The sequence below is a fragment of the Bacteroidota bacterium genome, from assembly GCA_035506275.1.
GTDB lineage: Bacteria > Bacteroidota > Ignavibacteria > UBA10030 > UBA8401 > JAGVPT01.
Genome location: DATJPT010000009.1, coordinates 105,360 through 121,062, shown reverse-complemented (window position 1 = coordinate 121,062; position 15,703 = coordinate 105,360). Strand labels below are relative to the sequence as shown.

Here is a 15,703-nt window from a genome sequence, read left to right as displayed (position 1 = left end):
TGCACAGTGATGCGAAATTCCATGAATCGAAGAATCACCTGTTCACAGAAGACATCGTCGCGGCAGGATAGCGAAGGCCGGAGGCTGCCCCGCGCGGCATGGCTTCGTCGATACGGCGAAGGTCCTCTTTCGTCAGCGCAAGTGAAGCGGCTGCGATGTTCTCTTCGAGATATTTCCGCCGCTTTGTGCCGGGGATAGGAACAATATCGCTCCCCTGAGCCATCACCCACGCTAATGCAAGCTGCGACGGTGCGCATTTTTTTTCTGCAGCGATCTTTTCGACCTTCTTCACGAGGTCGAGATTGTGCTGGAAATTTTCTCCCTGAAAACGGGGTGAATTCCGGCGGAAGTCGTTGGGCGCCAGGTCTTCCATTCGTTTGATCCCGCCGGTGAGGAATCCGCGGCCAAGAGGACTGTAGGCGACGAACCCGATGCCAAGTTCACGGCATGCCCCGAGGATCTCTTCTTCCGGATCGCGCGACCAGAGCGAGTATTCCGTTTGAAGCGCGGTGATCGGATGCACCTTGCAGGCGCGCCTGAGAGTATTCGCGCCGGCTTCCGACAGCCCTATGTACCGTACCTTCCCTTCTTTGACAAGGCCACTCATCGCTCCGACTGTTTCTTCGATCGGCGTGTTCGGGTCGACGCGGTGGAGATAATAGAGGTCGATGACATCGACGCCCAATCGCCGAAGACTCGCGTCGCACGAAGAGCGGACGTACTCGGGCTTTCCATTCACGCTTCGCTTCAGCGGGTCAGCCGGATCCCGATGAATGCCGAACTTCGTAGCGAGAAAAACCTTGCTGCGTACCCCCTTGATCGCTTTTCCAACCAGCACTTCATTCTTGAACGGGCCGTACATATCGGCGGTATCGAGAAAATTAAGGCCAAGGTCCAGGGCGCGGTGAATCGTAGCGATCGATTCGTTATCGTCGCCGGCGCCGTAAAATTCCGACATCCCCATGCACCCTAGGCCGATAGCTGATACTTTCGGACCGCCCTTTCCGAGTGTTCGCATTTCCATAAAATAATACCTCTCAAAATTTTTTTATGATATTGAGTAAAATTCTTTATAAACCTATCACCTTCAAAACCTATTCAGCCGGCGCATAGCCGATCGCTTTCAACTTTTCCTTCACTCTTGCACGCTGGTCCCCCTGGATTTCAATGTTCCCCTCCTTGACCGTTCCCCCTGCACCGCAATGTTGCTTGAGAATTTTAGCGATCTCTTCCATTGTCGCGGGATTGTGCTTCAGCCCCGCAACGACCGTGACGGCCTTCCCCTTTCTTCCTTTTGTATCGAGAAAAACCCGAACCGGATTTCCTTTTCCGTGATGCGGAGCGGCCTTCTTCTGTTCCGTCATTGAGGTACGTTCGCCTTCTGGGAGGAGTTGATCGAGGTCGGCAAACGATGTTAATTTCATTTTCTCTTCAAAAAATCGCCTTGTTTAGAAAAAGTAGAAAAATCGGCTGCCAATAGCAACGAAGCAGTTAGGGAGTGTTACAGTCTCAGCCTGGGACCTTTTGGCACGAGGGTTCGCTCGTTCCCAATCTCACATTGGGAACGGCGCGAATCCAGTGCCCGATGTTTTCAGCTGAAAGAAATGTTCCCTTCTCCCTCCCAAACAAAGTTTGAGGGCGAGCAGGAAATTTCTCAAATTGTAATGCTGCCAGCGGTTAAACCTTTTGGACCATTGGTTATCTAATATGCAAGCAAGAAGTTTTTTTAGGTCGAATCCAAATTCCGTATATCATTTTCAACTAAAGAAGGAGCTACCTATGCGATACTATTTGTCGCTGTTATTCGCTGTCGTCCTCATGGCCGGCGTGTTCACAGCCACCGCATCAGCTCAAGGGATGATGCGTATGAGCCCCGAAGAGAGGGTGAAAGCACTGAAGGACTCATTGGGTTTGAGTGATAAACAGGCCGATCAGATCACGGTCATTTTCAAGGACATGGGAGCGAAACGACAGGCGTTGATGGATTCCGTGAGCGACCGGGATGCGAGGCGCGATGCAATGATGAAAATGATGAAAACGACCGATGACCAGATCGAAGCGATTCTCACCCCCGCGCAGAAAGAGAAATATGAAGCGCTGAAAAAGGCGCGGGAAGAGATGATGCGCCAACGGCAAAACTAACGTAATCTCCTTTTTTTATTTCCATTTTGATAAACGGCTTCAGGGAATAGCGGAAGCCGTTTTTTTTATTATATTTCTTACCGAAAATTTTGTATCTTCCCCGCGACAGTTTCTGCTTTAACGCATACTTCGCATTCGACCTAAAGGCACTCCCATGCAGATCGGCATTGTCGGACTTCCATTCTCGGGCAAATCAACCCTTTTTCAGACCATCACAAAGACACATCTCGACCCCTCCGTGCTCACAAAGGTGGAGGCGCATCACGCGATCGTCAAGATACCGGACGGACGTCTGGATAAATGCTCTGCGATCTTTTCGCCAAAGAACACCGTGCATGCCGCCATCGAATTTGTCGATGTCGTCGGCTTAAAAAAGGGGGAATCGGGCTCGACCCAGTTCACGACAAATTTTCTCGCGAACGTTAAGACGAACGATGCGCTGGTTCAGGTAGTTCGCTTGTTTGAAAACGAAGCTGTTCCTCATCCCGACGGTTCGGTCGATGCGCTACGGGACATCGCCTCGTTTGAGACCGAATTTATTATTTCCGACCTGTCCATCGTCGAAACCCGCGTCGACAGGATTCAAAAACAAATTCAAAAAACTCAGGACGAGCATCTGAAAAAGGAATTGCCCGTCCTTGAAAAATGCAGACATCACCTCGACAAAGAGATCCCGCTGCGCGAAGTTGAGTTCTCGAAAGACGAGATCAACATCCTGAAAACCTACCAGCTTCTTTCTTTGAAGCCGATGCTGATCGCCTTGAACTTCGACGAGCCTCAGCTTGCAACGTACGCCGACATTGTCCGTCGCGTGTCGGAGAAGAAAGATGGAACCCGTACGAAGGTCGTTTCGTTCTTCGGCAAGATCGAAATGGAGATGTCCGAACTGCCGGACGAGGAAGCCTCCGTCTTCATGGGGGAATACGGCATCAAAGAGTCGGCCCTGACCGCCTTGATCCGCGAGGCGTACGCCATTCTCGGCCTTCAGTCATTTTTTACCGTCGGCGAAGACGAGTGCAGGGCGTGGACGATAAAGAAAGGAATGACTGCCCAGGAGGCGGCCGGAGTGATCCATTCCGACTTTGTGAACAAATTCATCAGAGCGGAGGTTGTTCACTACGACCATTTTATCGCCCAAGGCGGCTCTTTCGCGAAAGCAAAAGAAACGGGCCATTGGCGTCTTGAGGGGAAAGAATACATCGTTGCCGACGGAGACATTATCTCGATCCGCCACAGTTGACGAATCGACCGCGGCGTCAACTTCCGCGTTGCTCTTACGACCGCAATTTAGTACAATGCGGCTGCCTGATCTCCCCACACTATCAAATTTTTCTTCAAGGAGGCCGCATGATACGTCTTGCTCTCTTTCTTTCGCTTTTCCTTAGTGCCGCTGTTGCTCTTGCAGGAATCGTCCGTCAGGAAATCACGTACACTGCCGACGGTGTAACGCTGAAGGGGTATCTTGCCTATGACGATTCCCTCAAAGAAAAAAGGCCGGGAATTCTTGTTGTTCATGAATGGTGGGGCAACAACGATTACTCACGCAAGCGGGCGGACATGCTTGCCGAACTCGGCTACGTTGCGTTCGCCGTTGACATGTACGGCGACGGAAAAGTTGTCGAGACTCCAGCCGACGCCGGAAAATTATCGGGGGAAGCGATGAAGAACATGAGCGGCATGAAGGCCCGGTTCACCGCCGCGTTGGACCTTCTCAAAAAGAATACGGCCGTCGACCCGCGCCGCGTCGCCGCGATCGGATACTGCTTCGGCGGCGGCATCGCGCTCAACATGGCAACGGCCGGCGTCGATTTGCGGGGGGTGGTCAGTTTCCACGGAAGCCTGGCCGCAGTGGCCCCGGGGAAACCCGGAACGGTCAAGGCAAAAATTCTCGTCTGCAACGGAGCCGCCGACAAATTTAATCCCGAGTCCGTTGTCAACAGATTCAAAAGCCTGATGGATTCGGCGAAAGCCGACTATAGAGTTGTGAACTACGAAGATGCCCTCCACAGCTTTACCAATCCTGCATCGACCGAAGTCGGAAAGAAGTACAATATTCCTCTGGCGTATAATGAAAAGGCGGACAAGAAATCATGGGCGGATATGCAGGATTTTTTTGGGATGATCTTTAAGAAGTAGGGCTTTCCGTTTTGCTTGATTCCGGCCCGACGTTGACGGATAATTTCGGGCCGGGATCGAGGCGCCGAGAATCTTCGAAGGGGAGAATTCTATTACCGAACGGTGTAGGTGAATGTGAGCATGAAGTATCTTCCCAGCACATTGTTCTGCGTGTCCTCAACATACGTCCCCGTCACCGTCCGATTGACGCTCTTATTTTGATTTAGAAGGTCGACAACCGACGCTGTCAATTCCCCCTGTTGCTTCGAGAAGAATTTCTTTCCGAAGCTCATGTTCCACAGAACCGAATTTTTGTTGTACCCGCCGCTCAGTCCGCTGTACAGGGCATTATCGACCTCGCTCCTAAACACCATGCCGTCCCAGAAAATCAGATTGGTTTTTATTGTCGCAGTATGCGAGTAGTACTGACTGTTCAGGTCGGGTTCGAACGAATTTCTTGAAATGTTATAGTTGCCGTTGTATGAGAGCGTAAAATCGATCTTCTCGCTTACATTGCTGCTCAAGACCGCACCCGCGCCCGGCCCGTACGTGTCGGCTATGTTCAATGCCTGGTTGATCAAGCCGGGAGTCCGGGCATAGGTCAATCCAGATGTGAGGTTGAGGTTGCTCTTCAGAAATCCGACGACGATACTGTGAGTGAAGAACGAGTTGACATTCCACTGTCCGTTAAGGTTGACGGGAAACGATAGCTGCGTCCCGCGGTTCATCACAACTCCACCGCTCAGTACCGTATCGCGCTGCGCTGTCACCGTGGCATTCCCGATATATTGGTTGGTATGGACGATCGACAACAAGAGAAAGGTGCTCCGGTTATTATCGACGTTCGTTACCATGTACCGTGTCGTCAGCGTCTGGGTGTACGACTCGTTCAGCGACGGATTGCCCGTTGCGAGCTGCAGCGGATTGGAATTGTCGACGACGTTTTGAAGCTGGCTGATGCTCGGAGCCTGCGTCGTTGTCCGGTAGAACATCCGGAGGTTGGTATGTTCGGCGATGTTGTAGGTAAGCATCCCGTTCGGAAGAAAATCGTAATAGGTCCGCGTGATCGTGGTGGTCAACGGGAATTGCTGCTGCCCGCGCAGAGCGGCGACCTGATATGAGACTCCCGCCATCCCATTAAATCCCGTCAGCCGAATACGATAGGCGATACCGCCGTTCTGCGTCCAATATTGATTCTGATAGGTGTTCGAAAGAGAGGTATCCGGGATCGTGTATTCGCCGGTAGCGGGATCAAAATTATATTTCTTGTTATCCGAATTATTCCTCGAATATGAAGGATTGTAAGTAAATTGAAGAAGACTGAGCACATCGATCGGTTCGGTATACGCCAGCCGGGATGACACCGTATAGCCGTCGGTGAAAATGGGCGTCTGCTGATTGAGCGTGTCGGCGGTGGTGCGCGTCCCCTGATAATACTCGCTGGCGGCCTGCTGTGATGTCGTTCCCCGTTTTTGATTATATGATGTGCCGAGGTCGAGCGAGATCGTTCTTCCGGGCAGGTCGAATTTATGTCTCAGGACGAGGTGATTGGATAGGTTATCGCCGTTTGTACCCGCGTTGTTGTCGTTCATGGTTTGATTGATCAACTGCTGTGTTGACAGGGAATTGACACCGCCCACCGTACTCGCGGAATTGTTGTTCTGGAAATAAAGCCTGGGGAGTTCGATGATCGAGTTCAGTGTATCGGCATTATATTCAAGCCGCATATCGGCGCGATGGTTCCCATTTTTGCTGTTCGCGGCGCTGTTCTCGTCATAGAATGTGCTGGAATCAGGCGTCGGAAAATACTGCATATGCAGCTTTTGGTCGTTGTCCGTGTTCGTATAGTTGAAGAAATAACTTTGCGTCACGGAAAGATGACTTCCCCACGAATCAGTGTAATTCAACCCGACTGAATTTGTCGTTGCAACACCGTTCTGCTGTCCCACAAGAAAATTGCTGATGTTCGCACCGCCTCCTCCCGGACCACCGCCGCCGCCGAATCCAGCGCCGCCTCCGCCGCCGCCTCCGCGGAATCCGCCGCCTCCCCCTCCTCCAAAACCTCCGCGCTGATTTGTATTCCCCACAACGCCGAGCAAATCCTGGGTGGAAAAATTCTGTTGATTAAGGTCATTGGATAATCCGATCGCCGAAAGCCGTGTTCCCTGGTGGAAATAGTTCGCACTCCCCCCCGCAATATATCTGTCATCGTCCCCGTACCCGCCGTAGCCTTTTCCGAACTGCTGGTTCCGTTTGTCGGTCCTCGTAATGATGTTGAGCGTCTTAACGGACTGGCCGTCGTCGAAACCGGTAAACTCGGCCTGGTCGCTCATCTTATCAAAGATCTGGATCTTTGCGATCGCGTCTGCCGGGAGGTTCCGAAGAGCAAGCGTCGGGTCGCTGCCGAAAAAAGGTTTACCATCAACAAGCACCTGCTGCACGGCTTCCCCCTGAGCCGTCACAGTGCCGTTGGTCACGATCACGCCCGGAAGCTTCCCGACAAGGTCCTCTGCAACGGCATCGGGATTTGTCTTGAACGCGCCGGCGTTGAATTCGGTCGTGTCGGCTTTCTGAACTGCCGGAGGGGGCGATCCTTCAACGTCGACCTCCCCCAGCTGGATCGGGATCTGGGTCAATAAGAGATCTGCCAGATCGGTCGGCTGTGTCTCCACTCGGACAGTTTTCGTGAACATGTTGCATCCAACGTAGGTCGCCTCGAGCGTATAAGAATGTTTCAGAATCCCTGAAAACTTGAAGACCCCGCGCTCGTCAGTCGAACTGATAAACGATTGGGAAGGATCGTCGCTATTTATAAGCTTCACGTGTGCGCCCGGAAGCGGGGTTTTCGTTTTGGCCTCAAGCACCCGCCCCTGAACGCTGACAGTCTGAGAAAAGATACTGATCGGGGATAACAGCAGAAGAGCGAGGAGGGTTCGAAGTGTAATTCGTGTCATCAATAATGCGAACTCATTTTAGTTAATCTATTCGACCCCGTGATTGCAGAATAGTTTAAGAGCGCTGCCGGGAGAATGGCTTTACTAAAAAGCGCGGACCGCCTTGCTTAAGAAGGAAAAAGTTCCTATTCTCTCACAACTTGTTTTCCCAGAAAGATGTGAATGGATATCTCCCGGTCATTCTCTTACATGTTCAAGGACAGTTCATGGTTCCTCAAGGTTTTTATCGGGGGAATATTCGTCATGCTGAGCGGGATCGTCGTCGGGATTCCGTTCCTCCTCGGGTATGAGATCGAGTATCTCCGTGCTGCCCTGGGCCACGACGACATTGTGCTTCCGGAGTGGCGGAACGTTCGAAGGCTTTTCAGGCAAGGTCTGATCGTCCTCTTCGCCGCTCTATTATATGCCGCCGTTTTGGCGGTGATCGTCGGGGCGGCTTTCGGTACACCGACCGCGGCAGAGCTCATCGGAATCCTATGCATTTTCCTTTTTTGTTGGCTGCCGCTCGTCCTGATTCAGTATGCGCACCGGCCGGCCTTCTTCTCATGCTTTTCCGTTTCGGACATCGCAAAACGAACTCTGCGTCACCCCCTGATGTATGTTGTTGCCCTTGCGGCAGGGTTTCTGACCGTTGCATCGTCAGTGTCGCTTGGGTGGATGTCGATGATCGTTGGGTGGCCGTTCGTTGTCTTTTGGGGGATCCTGGCTGAGTCGCATATCCTTGCACAGCTTGCCAAACTGTAATCCCCTGCACGACCATGACCCGATTGGACAAAAGAATAAGTTTTTTCGTACGCAATTTTTTGGATGCAACGCGGTACTATTCCCGCGGATTGATGACCCGGTTCATCGAGGATGATGTGTTGTTCCTTGCATCCGGCATTGCATTCAACGTTCTGCTCTGCATCATTCCCCTCTTGCTCCTTGTCTCCGCCCTCCTTGGGGTGGTGTTGAATTCCTCGGAGATGGCGATGCAGAACATCGAGAAGTTCCTCTCCAAAGCTCTTCCCAATCAGGCCCAGGCCAACGAAATCAAGAATCTCACTTTCCGGATCATCAACGACCTCGTTGAATTCCGCCAGTCGATGGGAGTGTTCGGAGCGATTGTCCTCATTTATACGTCGACGTCCCTTTTCAGCTCCGTTCGATCAGCCCTTCACCGGATTTACCGTATCACAACCACAACCGGAATTTTCCTGAGCCAGCTGAAAGACCTCGTCCTTGTTCTCGCGCTTGGATGGCTCTTTATTTCCATCAACACGCTCAACTGGCTTTACACGCTTATTTCACGGTACAGCGTCGAAATGTTCGGCCCGAATTTCGTCGCGATGCAGACTGCTCTTCCCGATTTTCTCGCGCGGCTTACTTCCTTTCTCCTCACCGTTCTCATGGCATTTCTGGCCTACCGATTTATTCCGTTCTACGGCACCACAACACGCTCTTCGCTTATCTCGGCAATTTCAACAACCGTCCTCTGGAAAATTGCCGGCTTCTTGTTCGCGCTCTATCTCACCACCTTTCAGCCCTTCAGAAAAGTGTACGGCGCCTATGCCTTTATTCTCGTGGCGATGGTTTGGGTCTACTGTTCCAGCATCGTGTTTATTCTTGGGGCGGCTGTCGGAGGGTTATACAGGGAAAGAAAAGAGATCAGCGATATCTGACAAGCAAAAAGAAATCAACCGTTTGCGCTGCGGGTTCGTCAGTTGTTAAGGAAATCCTTTACCACGTTCAAAAATTCGTCACGCTTTTCCAGGTAAAAGAAATGGCCTGCGCCGTCGAACGTGTGCATCTTGGCTTTTGGAATTGAACTCACCAGCGACTCCATCACGAATGGAGAAATGTAATCGTTTTGACCGACCAGAATCAGCGTTTTGATCTTCAGGGTCTTCAGGTCGTTCCGCACGTCAAAGTCCTTCAAGTTTCCCGAGATATCAAAATAACCGGTATTCCCCCACATGGCAAGATAGACGGGCCACGACCGTTCGGGCAAAGAGAAATCGGGGGGAACGCTTGAAGCGGTGGAAAAATAGTTTGGCACCATGATGCCGGATAAAACCGTCCGCTCATAAACATCCGAATAGCGGCCGTCGGCGAAGAGACTGTCCCTCTCATACCGTTTTATCTGGGCGGCAATTTGCCTTGGCATAAAATCCCTGAAGCTGTTGAGCCAGATGGCAAGGTCGGAAACCTGAGCGGTCGTGCTCATGAGAAGAAGCCTGTTGACGCGTGCGGGATATTTAATGGCGTACTTCTGCGCCAGCATTCCCCCCGTTTCATGGCCGATAATATTGAACGCGGAGATGTTGAGGTGGGTCCGGAGCGATTCAACATCGGCGACCATGTTGTCGAGCGAATAGAGCGCAGGATTCTTGAACCGGTCGGACCGGCCGCACCCGCGAGGGTCAAAATAAATCATCTGGCAGGATGAATCAAGTTCCGAAAGGACCGGGACAAGATAATCGAACCCGTAACCGGGACCGCCGGGGAGCACCAGCGTCGGCGAACCGTTTCCTTCGATGCGGATAAAGAGCTTTACTCCCCCTTTTCCCGTGACGTATCCGGTGATCACCTTGTCTTTCAGCGGGATCATTTCGGCGTTCACGGCATCGACCTTCCCTCCCCGCGTGCAGCCGGCAAGCGAGACGGTAACAGCGGAGATCAACACTATTGATGGAAGCAAACGCATAGACATCCTCCGGCAGAGGCAGGTCGTTGATGAGATACTTTCGGCAACAGGTTTCGCCTACACAAAATCACGATGAATGTAGAGAGTTTTTGACAGAATGTAAAGAATTATTTTTTCAGCCATTCACTGCAGAGGCGGTCAAACTCTTTTTTTTTGAATTTTGGTATCCCATAGTTCTCTTCGTTCAGGCGCTGCCGCAGCGCTTCGTAGAGCGTCACCGCACAGGCGACGGAGACATTAAGGCTTTGAATCATCCCCATCATCGGGATCATGATGCTCGCATCGGCCAGCGAGGCCGCTTCATCGGAAACGCCCGCATGTTCGTTGCCGAAGACAAAGGCGACCTTTTTCTTCAGGTCGAACGAGTAAAGAGGACGGGCCGCCTCATCCAGCCGGGTGGCATAAATCAAGAATCCTTCACTGTGAAGCCGGTCGTAGCATTCCCGGAGTGAATCAAACCTTCTTCTCTCCACCCATTTGTTTGCGCTCGACGAGCTTTTCTTGCCGACCTTTGGGAATTTCTCCTTTGTGTACACCAGCTGGACCTCATGAATGCCGACAGCATCCGCAGACCGGAGCATTGCGCTCACATTATGGGGATCATGAATATTTTCGATAACGATCGTCAGGTCGGGCTGCCGACGGGAGAGCACCGTTACTATCTTTTGCGTTCGCCTTTCCGATCTCATTCATGCCTTCCTTAGCTCTCCCGGTGCATGCCGGAAGTCGTTTCAAGCAAAATGATCGAGCCGATCACGAAGAACGCGCCGACGATCTGAAGAGGCCCCATCGTTCCCCCGAGAAAAATAAACTCCGTCGCAATGGCGACGACCGGTTCCAGCGTGCTGGTGATGATCGCCCTGGTCGGAGAGAGATACTGAAGCCCAAAAAAGTAGAAGGAGTACGGAACCAGGATCGAGGTCGTCGAAACAAGAGCGAAGATCTTCCAGTCGGCAAACGTATATCCCGCGGCCAGAATGGTCCGGGGAGGCTGCACAACGAGCCAGAAGAGCGTTGCCGCCCCCAGCGTGAACACGAGAGACGACCAGACGGAATATTTTTTCGTCAGCGGTTTTCCCGCCAGATTGAAGATCGCGTACGACACTGCGGCCATCAGAGCAAAGAGGATCCCTTTGTGGTTCGCGACCAGCAACCCGTTGAGGCCTCCGACGGCGAGAAAAATACCAGCCGTGGAGAAGACCAACGCGAGAAGTTTGAACCGCGTCATTTTCTCGTGCTGCATTGCGATGGCGTACAACGCGACCATGATCGGCGCTGAATACTGCACAACGATCGCCGTCGACACGTTCGATTCCTTGATCGCGAAATAGTAAAAATAGTTCGAACCGGCGATGCCGCACACTCCGACGAAAAAGAAGAGCGGCACGTCGCGAAGCCTGAACACGAGAAGGCGCGGATTAGTCACAAGAAAGGAGACGACGAGAACAACGAACGCGATCGAGACGCGCGTTTGTACGATGATCAGCGGCGGATACTGGATGTTGAACAGATGCTTGACGATCGTCGCCGATGCCCCCCAGAGCGTCGCGGCAATGGCGATGAAGAGATACCCTTTTACCTGCTTCATGTCGGCGGGAGTTCTCCCGATTCGTCTGCTTTGAGGCGGTAGTATTCAGCGAGATCCTCGTCGCCCAGAAGCTTGTACAATTTCGAGAGACGGCTGCAGAGACTCTTGTTGTCCGTGACCCGGTCGAGCCCCTTTTTGACAAATTCAACAAGCGTTTCAAGCGGAGGGATATTGAGGTCAGGATCGTAACAGTCGCATGCGTCCAGGTACGGGTCGGGCGCGACGGGATTGACCGAAGCGGCTTTTTGGTAGTACATCAGGCTGTGTTCAAAATTATCTTCGGAAGAAAACACCGCTTCGAAGACGTTTGCCATCCACATGTACACGTCGTAAGCGTTATGGGGGAATTCCTTCGCAAGCTTCTCCCCGAACAAAATAATTTCATCGATGCGAAGGGAATCGTTCCAGAAGAGCTGCCGGTAGAGTTCAATGTCGTCGATGTGCTGGTTGATCGCCGATTCGAAGGCGTCAAAAATCTCGTTGAAGCTTTTTGCAGAAGAAAAACGGAGGCGTATTTCTTCACGAGGCAGATCAGGCATCGTTTCCTCAGATTGAGGCATAAAATACAGACCGGAACGGTCAAAATCAACAACGCTGAGTCCGCGGTGGTGCTACAGGTAGATAATTTCCGCTCCTTGCCGATCGCAGATCGGGAACGAGAAAATCTGACGGCATTCCGTCACGCTGAGCTTGGATCAGCGACGCATGGATTCAGACCCCCGCTGAATCCATGAAACGGCATCCCGCTCCTTCCAACTGTCCGGAAATTATTTCACCAGCACAATTTTTCTGACGGCCGAAAAATTACCGGCCTCCATCCGGATGAAGTACATGCCGCTCGAGAACCGCTCCGCATTCCATGTCACGGTATAGACCCCGGGACTCATGGTTTCATTGACAAGCGTTCCGACCTCCCTGCCAAGAATATCATAGACCTTCACTGACACGAATCTTGCGTTGACGACCGAGAATTGAACATTCGTCGTAGGATTGAAAGGGTTCGGATAGTTCTGGCTCAGTTCGTATTTCGTCGGCGCCTCTGTCGAAACCGATTTCACAGACAAGACAATGTCGTCGCTGCCGCCGGCATCCTCATAGCGCTGCTTGAATTCCTGAAGATAAAGGTTGGCGATCAGCTGACTATGAATCACCAGCTCGTTCTCGTTATTCTGGGTCTCGGCGGCACTCGACCAGTTATGGGAACCGGTAAGGACAACGTTGCTCGGCGACGGATTATCAGCATCGATCACGGCATATTTATGGTGGAGGAGCGCGCTGCTTGGGCTCGGAGCCAGATTTTTTAAGAGGACATCAACGCCGGCATTTTGCAGCGCCGAGAATTCATTGCCGGTGTCGGTCTTGTTGTCCATCACCACATGAACTTTTTCCCCGGCATTCTTTTTCGCGATCAATGTTGCCGCCAGGTCGTCACGTGTGAAGGTATACATGCAGACGTTGATCGACGATGTCGCGGCGTTGAGCGCCGCGTTGATCTTGGACGTGGTCTTGTCAGAAGGGCTGAAGTACAGCTCCATCGGATACCCGCCGATGAGGAAACGGTGCGGAGTATTGTCGGTCTTGTCGGCTCCGAATCTCGACAATGCCTGATCCGGACTGTCTCCGCTGCTCCCCCACATCTCATTGAACTCAATTGTATACGCCTCAGCGAGCGACCGGTCCTGGATCTCGATCATGTTCTGGGCGTCGTCATCGGTCCCGGGGTCGGTGGCATTCCATGATCCCGTCACGACCCAGTCATTTCTCGAAACGGACGAATCGCGGTGGTCGAAAATATAAAATTTGTTGTGCATCAGTCCATTCCCCGCATTGACAAGGTCGTACGCATCGTCGATGACCGTGATGCCTCCGCTTTTCAGCGTGCCCCAGGGGGCGGTCGTAATATTATCGTGCTCGCCAATGACGCGCACTTTTATTCCACGGCCATGGGCTGCAAGCAGTGCTGAAGCGATCGTGGCTCCGACCCCTCCGCTGAAGCTGTATGCGCACATATCGATCGAATACTGTGCTTTGCTGATCCGGTACAGGAGCACCTTCGAAAGGTCGACCAGCTGCTTTGCGCTTTCCGCCTGGGCAATGGAAAAGCTGACGCTCTTATTGAAGAAGACTCCGATCGAATCGCTTGACGTCGAACCGGTGATAAAAATGGCGTCGGCAGTTGAGTTCGTTCCGGACGGATCAGAAACGAAAACCTGATAATGATAGACCGTCGAAACGGCAAGATTTTTCAATAGTACAGCATGGGCCGTATCAACCGGTGACGTCACCGAATCTGTGTATGAAGGGGTCAAACCATACTTGACAACGGCGATCGAAGGGGAAGACGTAATGACGTTGATGATCACGGAATTCGGGCCGATGCCCGATTCATACGGCGCCGTCGTCATGACCGGGCCGGGAAGCGGAATGACGTCTGCATCGAACCGTGGGTCGACCTCGTAATTTCCGGTGTACGGCGGAGCAGCGGGCGAACCGGGCTGGTATTGTTTCAGGATGCCGACGACGTCGAAGGCTCCGCTCGGAGGCGTGGAGGTAATGTACGAGCCGGTCGTCCCCGTTGCATCGGTAATGGTATTTGCCGATGCGTTGTAGGTGACGCCGTTGATGCGGACCAACCGTCCCTCGTTCAACTCTGTAAAATCATCCGTGTTGAAAGTCTCGTTGACGTCGTGCGCCGTTAAGACGAGCGGAACGGGAAGTGCATTCCCGCGCGAGTGAAGAATATAGTTCGTCGTGTCGGGAGAAACTTCAACAAGCCCGCGGAATTGTGTGATGGTCCCGGTCACCGTCACGCTGTCCCCCAGCTGGTAATCGAACGAACGGTATGGATGGTACACGCACACGCCGCCGGTAGCGTCCTGAACAAATATATTCGTCTGCGTTGCGCTGTAGTCTGCAGTGATAATTCCGGAAACAGTGACAGTCGCTCCGACCTGATACGGCGGGGCCGGGATCCCCTGAGCATTGTTGATATGAATGTCAACGATATGCGCGATTTTAAGCACCGTCACGCTCACGGCCGCGGCAATCTTTAATGGCGTACCGCCGTTGAGTCCGGTCTTGATGATGAAATTTGATGTCACAGAAGAGTCGGGAGCGGTGAGAGAGGTAATCGTGATCTTGCACGAATCCATATCTGTAATTGCCGCCTTGCCGATAGATATCGTGTCCGCGGCAACGGCCGCAACCGCGTTTGTTCCACCGCTTCCCGACAGCGATATGCTCGAAACAGACTCGGACCACACCCAGCCGGAAGGAGGGATCACGATCACGCTGTCGAGCGTGTTGGTTCCGTCGCCGGCAACGGCAATAGTGAATGACGTCGTAGAAAGCGCATTGACCGTCGCGGGGGAAATAACCGCCGTGCCGGTCCCGTTGCCCCCGACCGTAAGAGCTGGTTCCAAGGGACTTGAGGAATTTTGGGGCTGCGGAGACGAGCGAACGACGAAATCGGAGTCATTGTTATTCGAGTCGTATCCGTTTCCAGCCAGCTCGTCGCTGCCTCCCGGGGCCATTGACGAGGATGTCGCCGTTCTGTTAGCTTTTCGTTCGATTGAAGTGGTGTTGCTCGGCGCGGGCGCAGCACCGGCCCCTTCGTACCCGTTCGCTGTTCCGTATCCGACTCGATCGACAATGGACGGACCGGTCGGATTAGCGCCGCTGAGAGCGCTCGCAGCACTGGACAGAGAGATCTTCCCGCCTGTCGCGCTCAACTTAAGGGTATCAGCGACATCGGGCGTCGGCAGATTTACCGTTCCACCGGTACCGGCAGATTCTTGCACCAAAAAGTATCCATGAGCCGCAATGGTTCCGGACAAATTTGTCACCTGCCACGTTGTTCCCGCAGCTGAAGAATACTGGACCGACCATCCGCTGAGACTGACGGGGGACGTGGTCGGATTATACAGCTCAACGAAATCGTTCTTGTACGTCGAACCTGAATTCCCTCCCCCGCCATAGACCTCACTGATGACCACGTGGTTTGCAGGTTGTGCTGATGCCGATTGAATAATAGCGCCTGATACCATTACAACCAAAAGAACATTCGCGAGCACACATTTCATAACGATCCTCTCCTCATAATGATTGCGGAACAATTCCCTTCTCAATATATGAAATTAGCGCTTCAAATAAACGTGAATCTTATGGACACTGCGAAGGAAGGATCCCCTGGCACCGACACTCTTTTTTTATCCCTCC

At 52.6% G+C, this 15,703-nt stretch carries 13 protein-coding genes; 5 read left to right on the top strand and 8 right to left on the bottom strand.

What is annotated here, in order from left to right:
• Positions 1 to 34 precede the first annotated feature (34 nt).
• Entirely contained in the window at positions 35 to 1,024 is a 990-nt protein-coding gene (locus tag VMF88_08370; protein ID HTY11073.1) for an aldo/keto reductase, read from the bottom strand.
• A 70-nt stretch (positions 1,025 to 1,094) separates the two neighbouring features.
• Positions 1,095 to 1,424, bottom strand: a complete 330-nt coding sequence (locus tag VMF88_08365; protein HTY11072.1) for a translation initiation factor — start codon at positions 1,422 to 1,424, stop codon at positions 1,095 to 1,097.
• 355 nt (positions 1,425 to 1,779) lie between these two features.
• On the opposite strand from VMF88_08365, the gene VMF88_08360 reads away from it, so the two are divergent.
• The 3 genes from VMF88_08360 to VMF88_08350 all read left to right on the top strand — a co-directional run bounded on the left by VMF88_08360 (position 1,780) and on the right by VMF88_08350 (position 4,278).
• On the top strand, positions 1,780 to 2,142 hold the full coding sequence (locus VMF88_08360) for a hypothetical protein (GenBank protein HTY11071.1): 363 nt from the start codon (positions 1,780 to 1,782) through the stop codon (positions 2,140 to 2,142).
• Between the two features lie 154 nt (positions 2,143 to 2,296).
• On the top strand, positions 2,297 to 3,382 hold the full coding sequence (gene ychF, locus VMF88_08355) for a redox-regulated ATPase YchF (protein ID HTY11070.1): 1,086 nt from the start codon (positions 2,297 to 2,299) through the stop codon (positions 3,380 to 3,382).
• A gap of 107 nt (positions 3,383 to 3,489) precedes the next feature.
• Positions 3,490 to 4,278 (top strand): dienelactone hydrolase family protein, encoded by a 789-nt coding sequence (locus VMF88_08350; GenBank protein HTY11069.1) that lies wholly within the window; start codon positions 3,490 to 3,492, stop codon positions 4,276 to 4,278.
• A 92-nt stretch (positions 4,279 to 4,370) separates the two neighbouring features.
• On the opposite strand, the gene VMF88_08345 is transcribed toward VMF88_08350, so the two are convergent.
• Positions 4,371 to 7,211, bottom strand: a complete 2,841-nt coding sequence (locus VMF88_08345; GenBank protein HTY11068.1) for an outer membrane beta-barrel protein — start codon at positions 7,209 to 7,211, stop codon at positions 4,371 to 4,373.
• A gap of 162 nt (positions 7,212 to 7,373) precedes the next feature.
• Between VMF88_08345 and VMF88_08340 the strand changes: the two genes are divergently transcribed.
• Positions 7,374 to 7,955 (top strand): DUF4013 domain-containing protein, encoded by a 582-nt coding sequence (locus tag VMF88_08340; protein HTY11067.1) that lies wholly within the window; start codon positions 7,374 to 7,376, stop codon positions 7,953 to 7,955.
• Positions 7,956 to 8,014: 59 nt separating this feature from the next.
• Positions 8,015 to 8,872 (top strand): YihY/virulence factor BrkB family protein, encoded by an 858-nt coding sequence (locus tag VMF88_08335; GenBank protein HTY11066.1) that lies wholly within the window; start codon positions 8,015 to 8,017, stop codon positions 8,870 to 8,872.
• Positions 8,873 to 8,910: 38 nt separating this feature from the next.
• Here the strand turns inward: VMF88_08335 and VMF88_08330 are convergent, their stop codons facing one another.
• The 5 genes from VMF88_08330 to VMF88_08310 all read right to left on the bottom strand — a co-directional run bounded on the left by VMF88_08330 (position 8,911) and on the right by VMF88_08310 (position 15,567).
• Positions 8,911 to 9,897 (bottom strand): alpha/beta hydrolase, encoded by a 987-nt coding sequence (locus VMF88_08330; GenBank protein ID HTY11065.1) that lies wholly within the window; start codon positions 9,895 to 9,897, stop codon positions 8,911 to 8,913.
• 107 nt (positions 9,898 to 10,004) lie between these two features.
• Complete coding sequence (locus tag VMF88_08325; protein ID HTY11064.1) at positions 10,005 to 10,586, bottom strand: RNA methyltransferase; 582 nt, start codon at positions 10,584 to 10,586, stop codon at positions 10,005 to 10,007.
• 11 nt (positions 10,587 to 10,597) lie between these two features.
• Positions 10,598 to 11,485, bottom strand: a complete 888-nt coding sequence (locus VMF88_08320) for a DMT family transporter (protein ID HTY11063.1) — start codon at positions 11,483 to 11,485, stop codon at positions 10,598 to 10,600.
• Positions 11,482 to 12,024 (bottom strand): hypothetical protein, encoded by a 543-nt coding sequence (locus VMF88_08315; protein HTY11062.1) that lies wholly within the window; start codon positions 12,022 to 12,024, stop codon positions 11,482 to 11,484. Before VMF88_08315 ends, VMF88_08320 begins: the two co-directional genes overlap by 4 nt.
• 228 nt (positions 12,025 to 12,252) lie before the next feature.
• Positions 12,253 to 15,567: a phospholipase D-like domain-containing protein gene (locus tag VMF88_08310; protein HTY11061.1), complete on the bottom strand. Its 3,315-nt coding sequence runs from the start codon at positions 15,565 to 15,567 to the stop codon at positions 12,253 to 12,255.
• Between the last annotated feature and the right edge of the window lie 136 nt (positions 15,568 to 15,703).

What these genes read in the sequence shown, in the direction of transcription:
- VMF88_08370 (HTY11073.1), bottom strand. Translation starts at nt 1,024, where the DNA reads ATGGAAATGCGAACACTCGGAAAGGGCGGTCCGAAAGTATCAGCTATC.
- VMF88_08365 (HTY11072.1), bottom strand. Translation starts at nt 1,424, where the DNA reads ATGAAATTAACATCGTTTGCCGACCTCGATCAACTCCTCCCAGAAGGC.
- VMF88_08360 (HTY11071.1), top strand. Translation starts at nt 1,780, where the DNA reads ATGCGATACTATTTGTCGCTGTTATTCGCTGTCGTCCTCATGGCCGGC.
- ychF (HTY11070.1), top strand. Translation starts at nt 2,297, where the DNA reads ATGCAGATCGGCATTGTCGGACTTCCATTCTCGGGCAAATCAACCCTT.
- VMF88_08350 (HTY11069.1), top strand. Translation starts at nt 3,490, where the DNA reads ATGATACGTCTTGCTCTCTTTCTTTCGCTTTTCCTTAGTGCCGCTGTT.
- VMF88_08345 (HTY11068.1), bottom strand. Translation starts at nt 7,211, where the DNA reads ATGACACGAATTACACTTCGAACCCTCCTCGCTCTTCTGCTGTTATCC.
- VMF88_08340 (HTY11067.1), top strand. Translation starts at nt 7,374, where the DNA reads ATGGATATCTCCCGGTCATTCTCTTACATGTTCAAGGACAGTTCATGG.
- VMF88_08330 (HTY11065.1), bottom strand. Translation starts at nt 9,897, where the DNA reads ATGCGTTTGCTTCCATCAATAGTGTTGATCTCCGCTGTTACCGTCTCG.
- VMF88_08325 (HTY11064.1), bottom strand. Translation starts at nt 10,586, where the DNA reads ATGAGATCGGAAAGGCGAACGCAAAAGATAGTAACGGTGCTCTCCCGT.
- VMF88_08320 (HTY11063.1), bottom strand. Translation starts at nt 11,485, where the DNA reads ATGAAGCAGGTAAAAGGGTATCTCTTCATCGCCATTGCCGCGACGCTC.
- VMF88_08315 (HTY11062.1), bottom strand. Translation starts at nt 12,024, where the DNA reads ATGCCTGATCTGCCTCGTGAAGAAATACGCCTCCGTTTTTCTTCTGCA.
- VMF88_08310 (HTY11061.1), bottom strand. Translation starts at nt 15,567, where the DNA reads ATGAAATGTGTGCTCGCGAATGTTCTTTTGGTTGTAATGGTATCAGGC.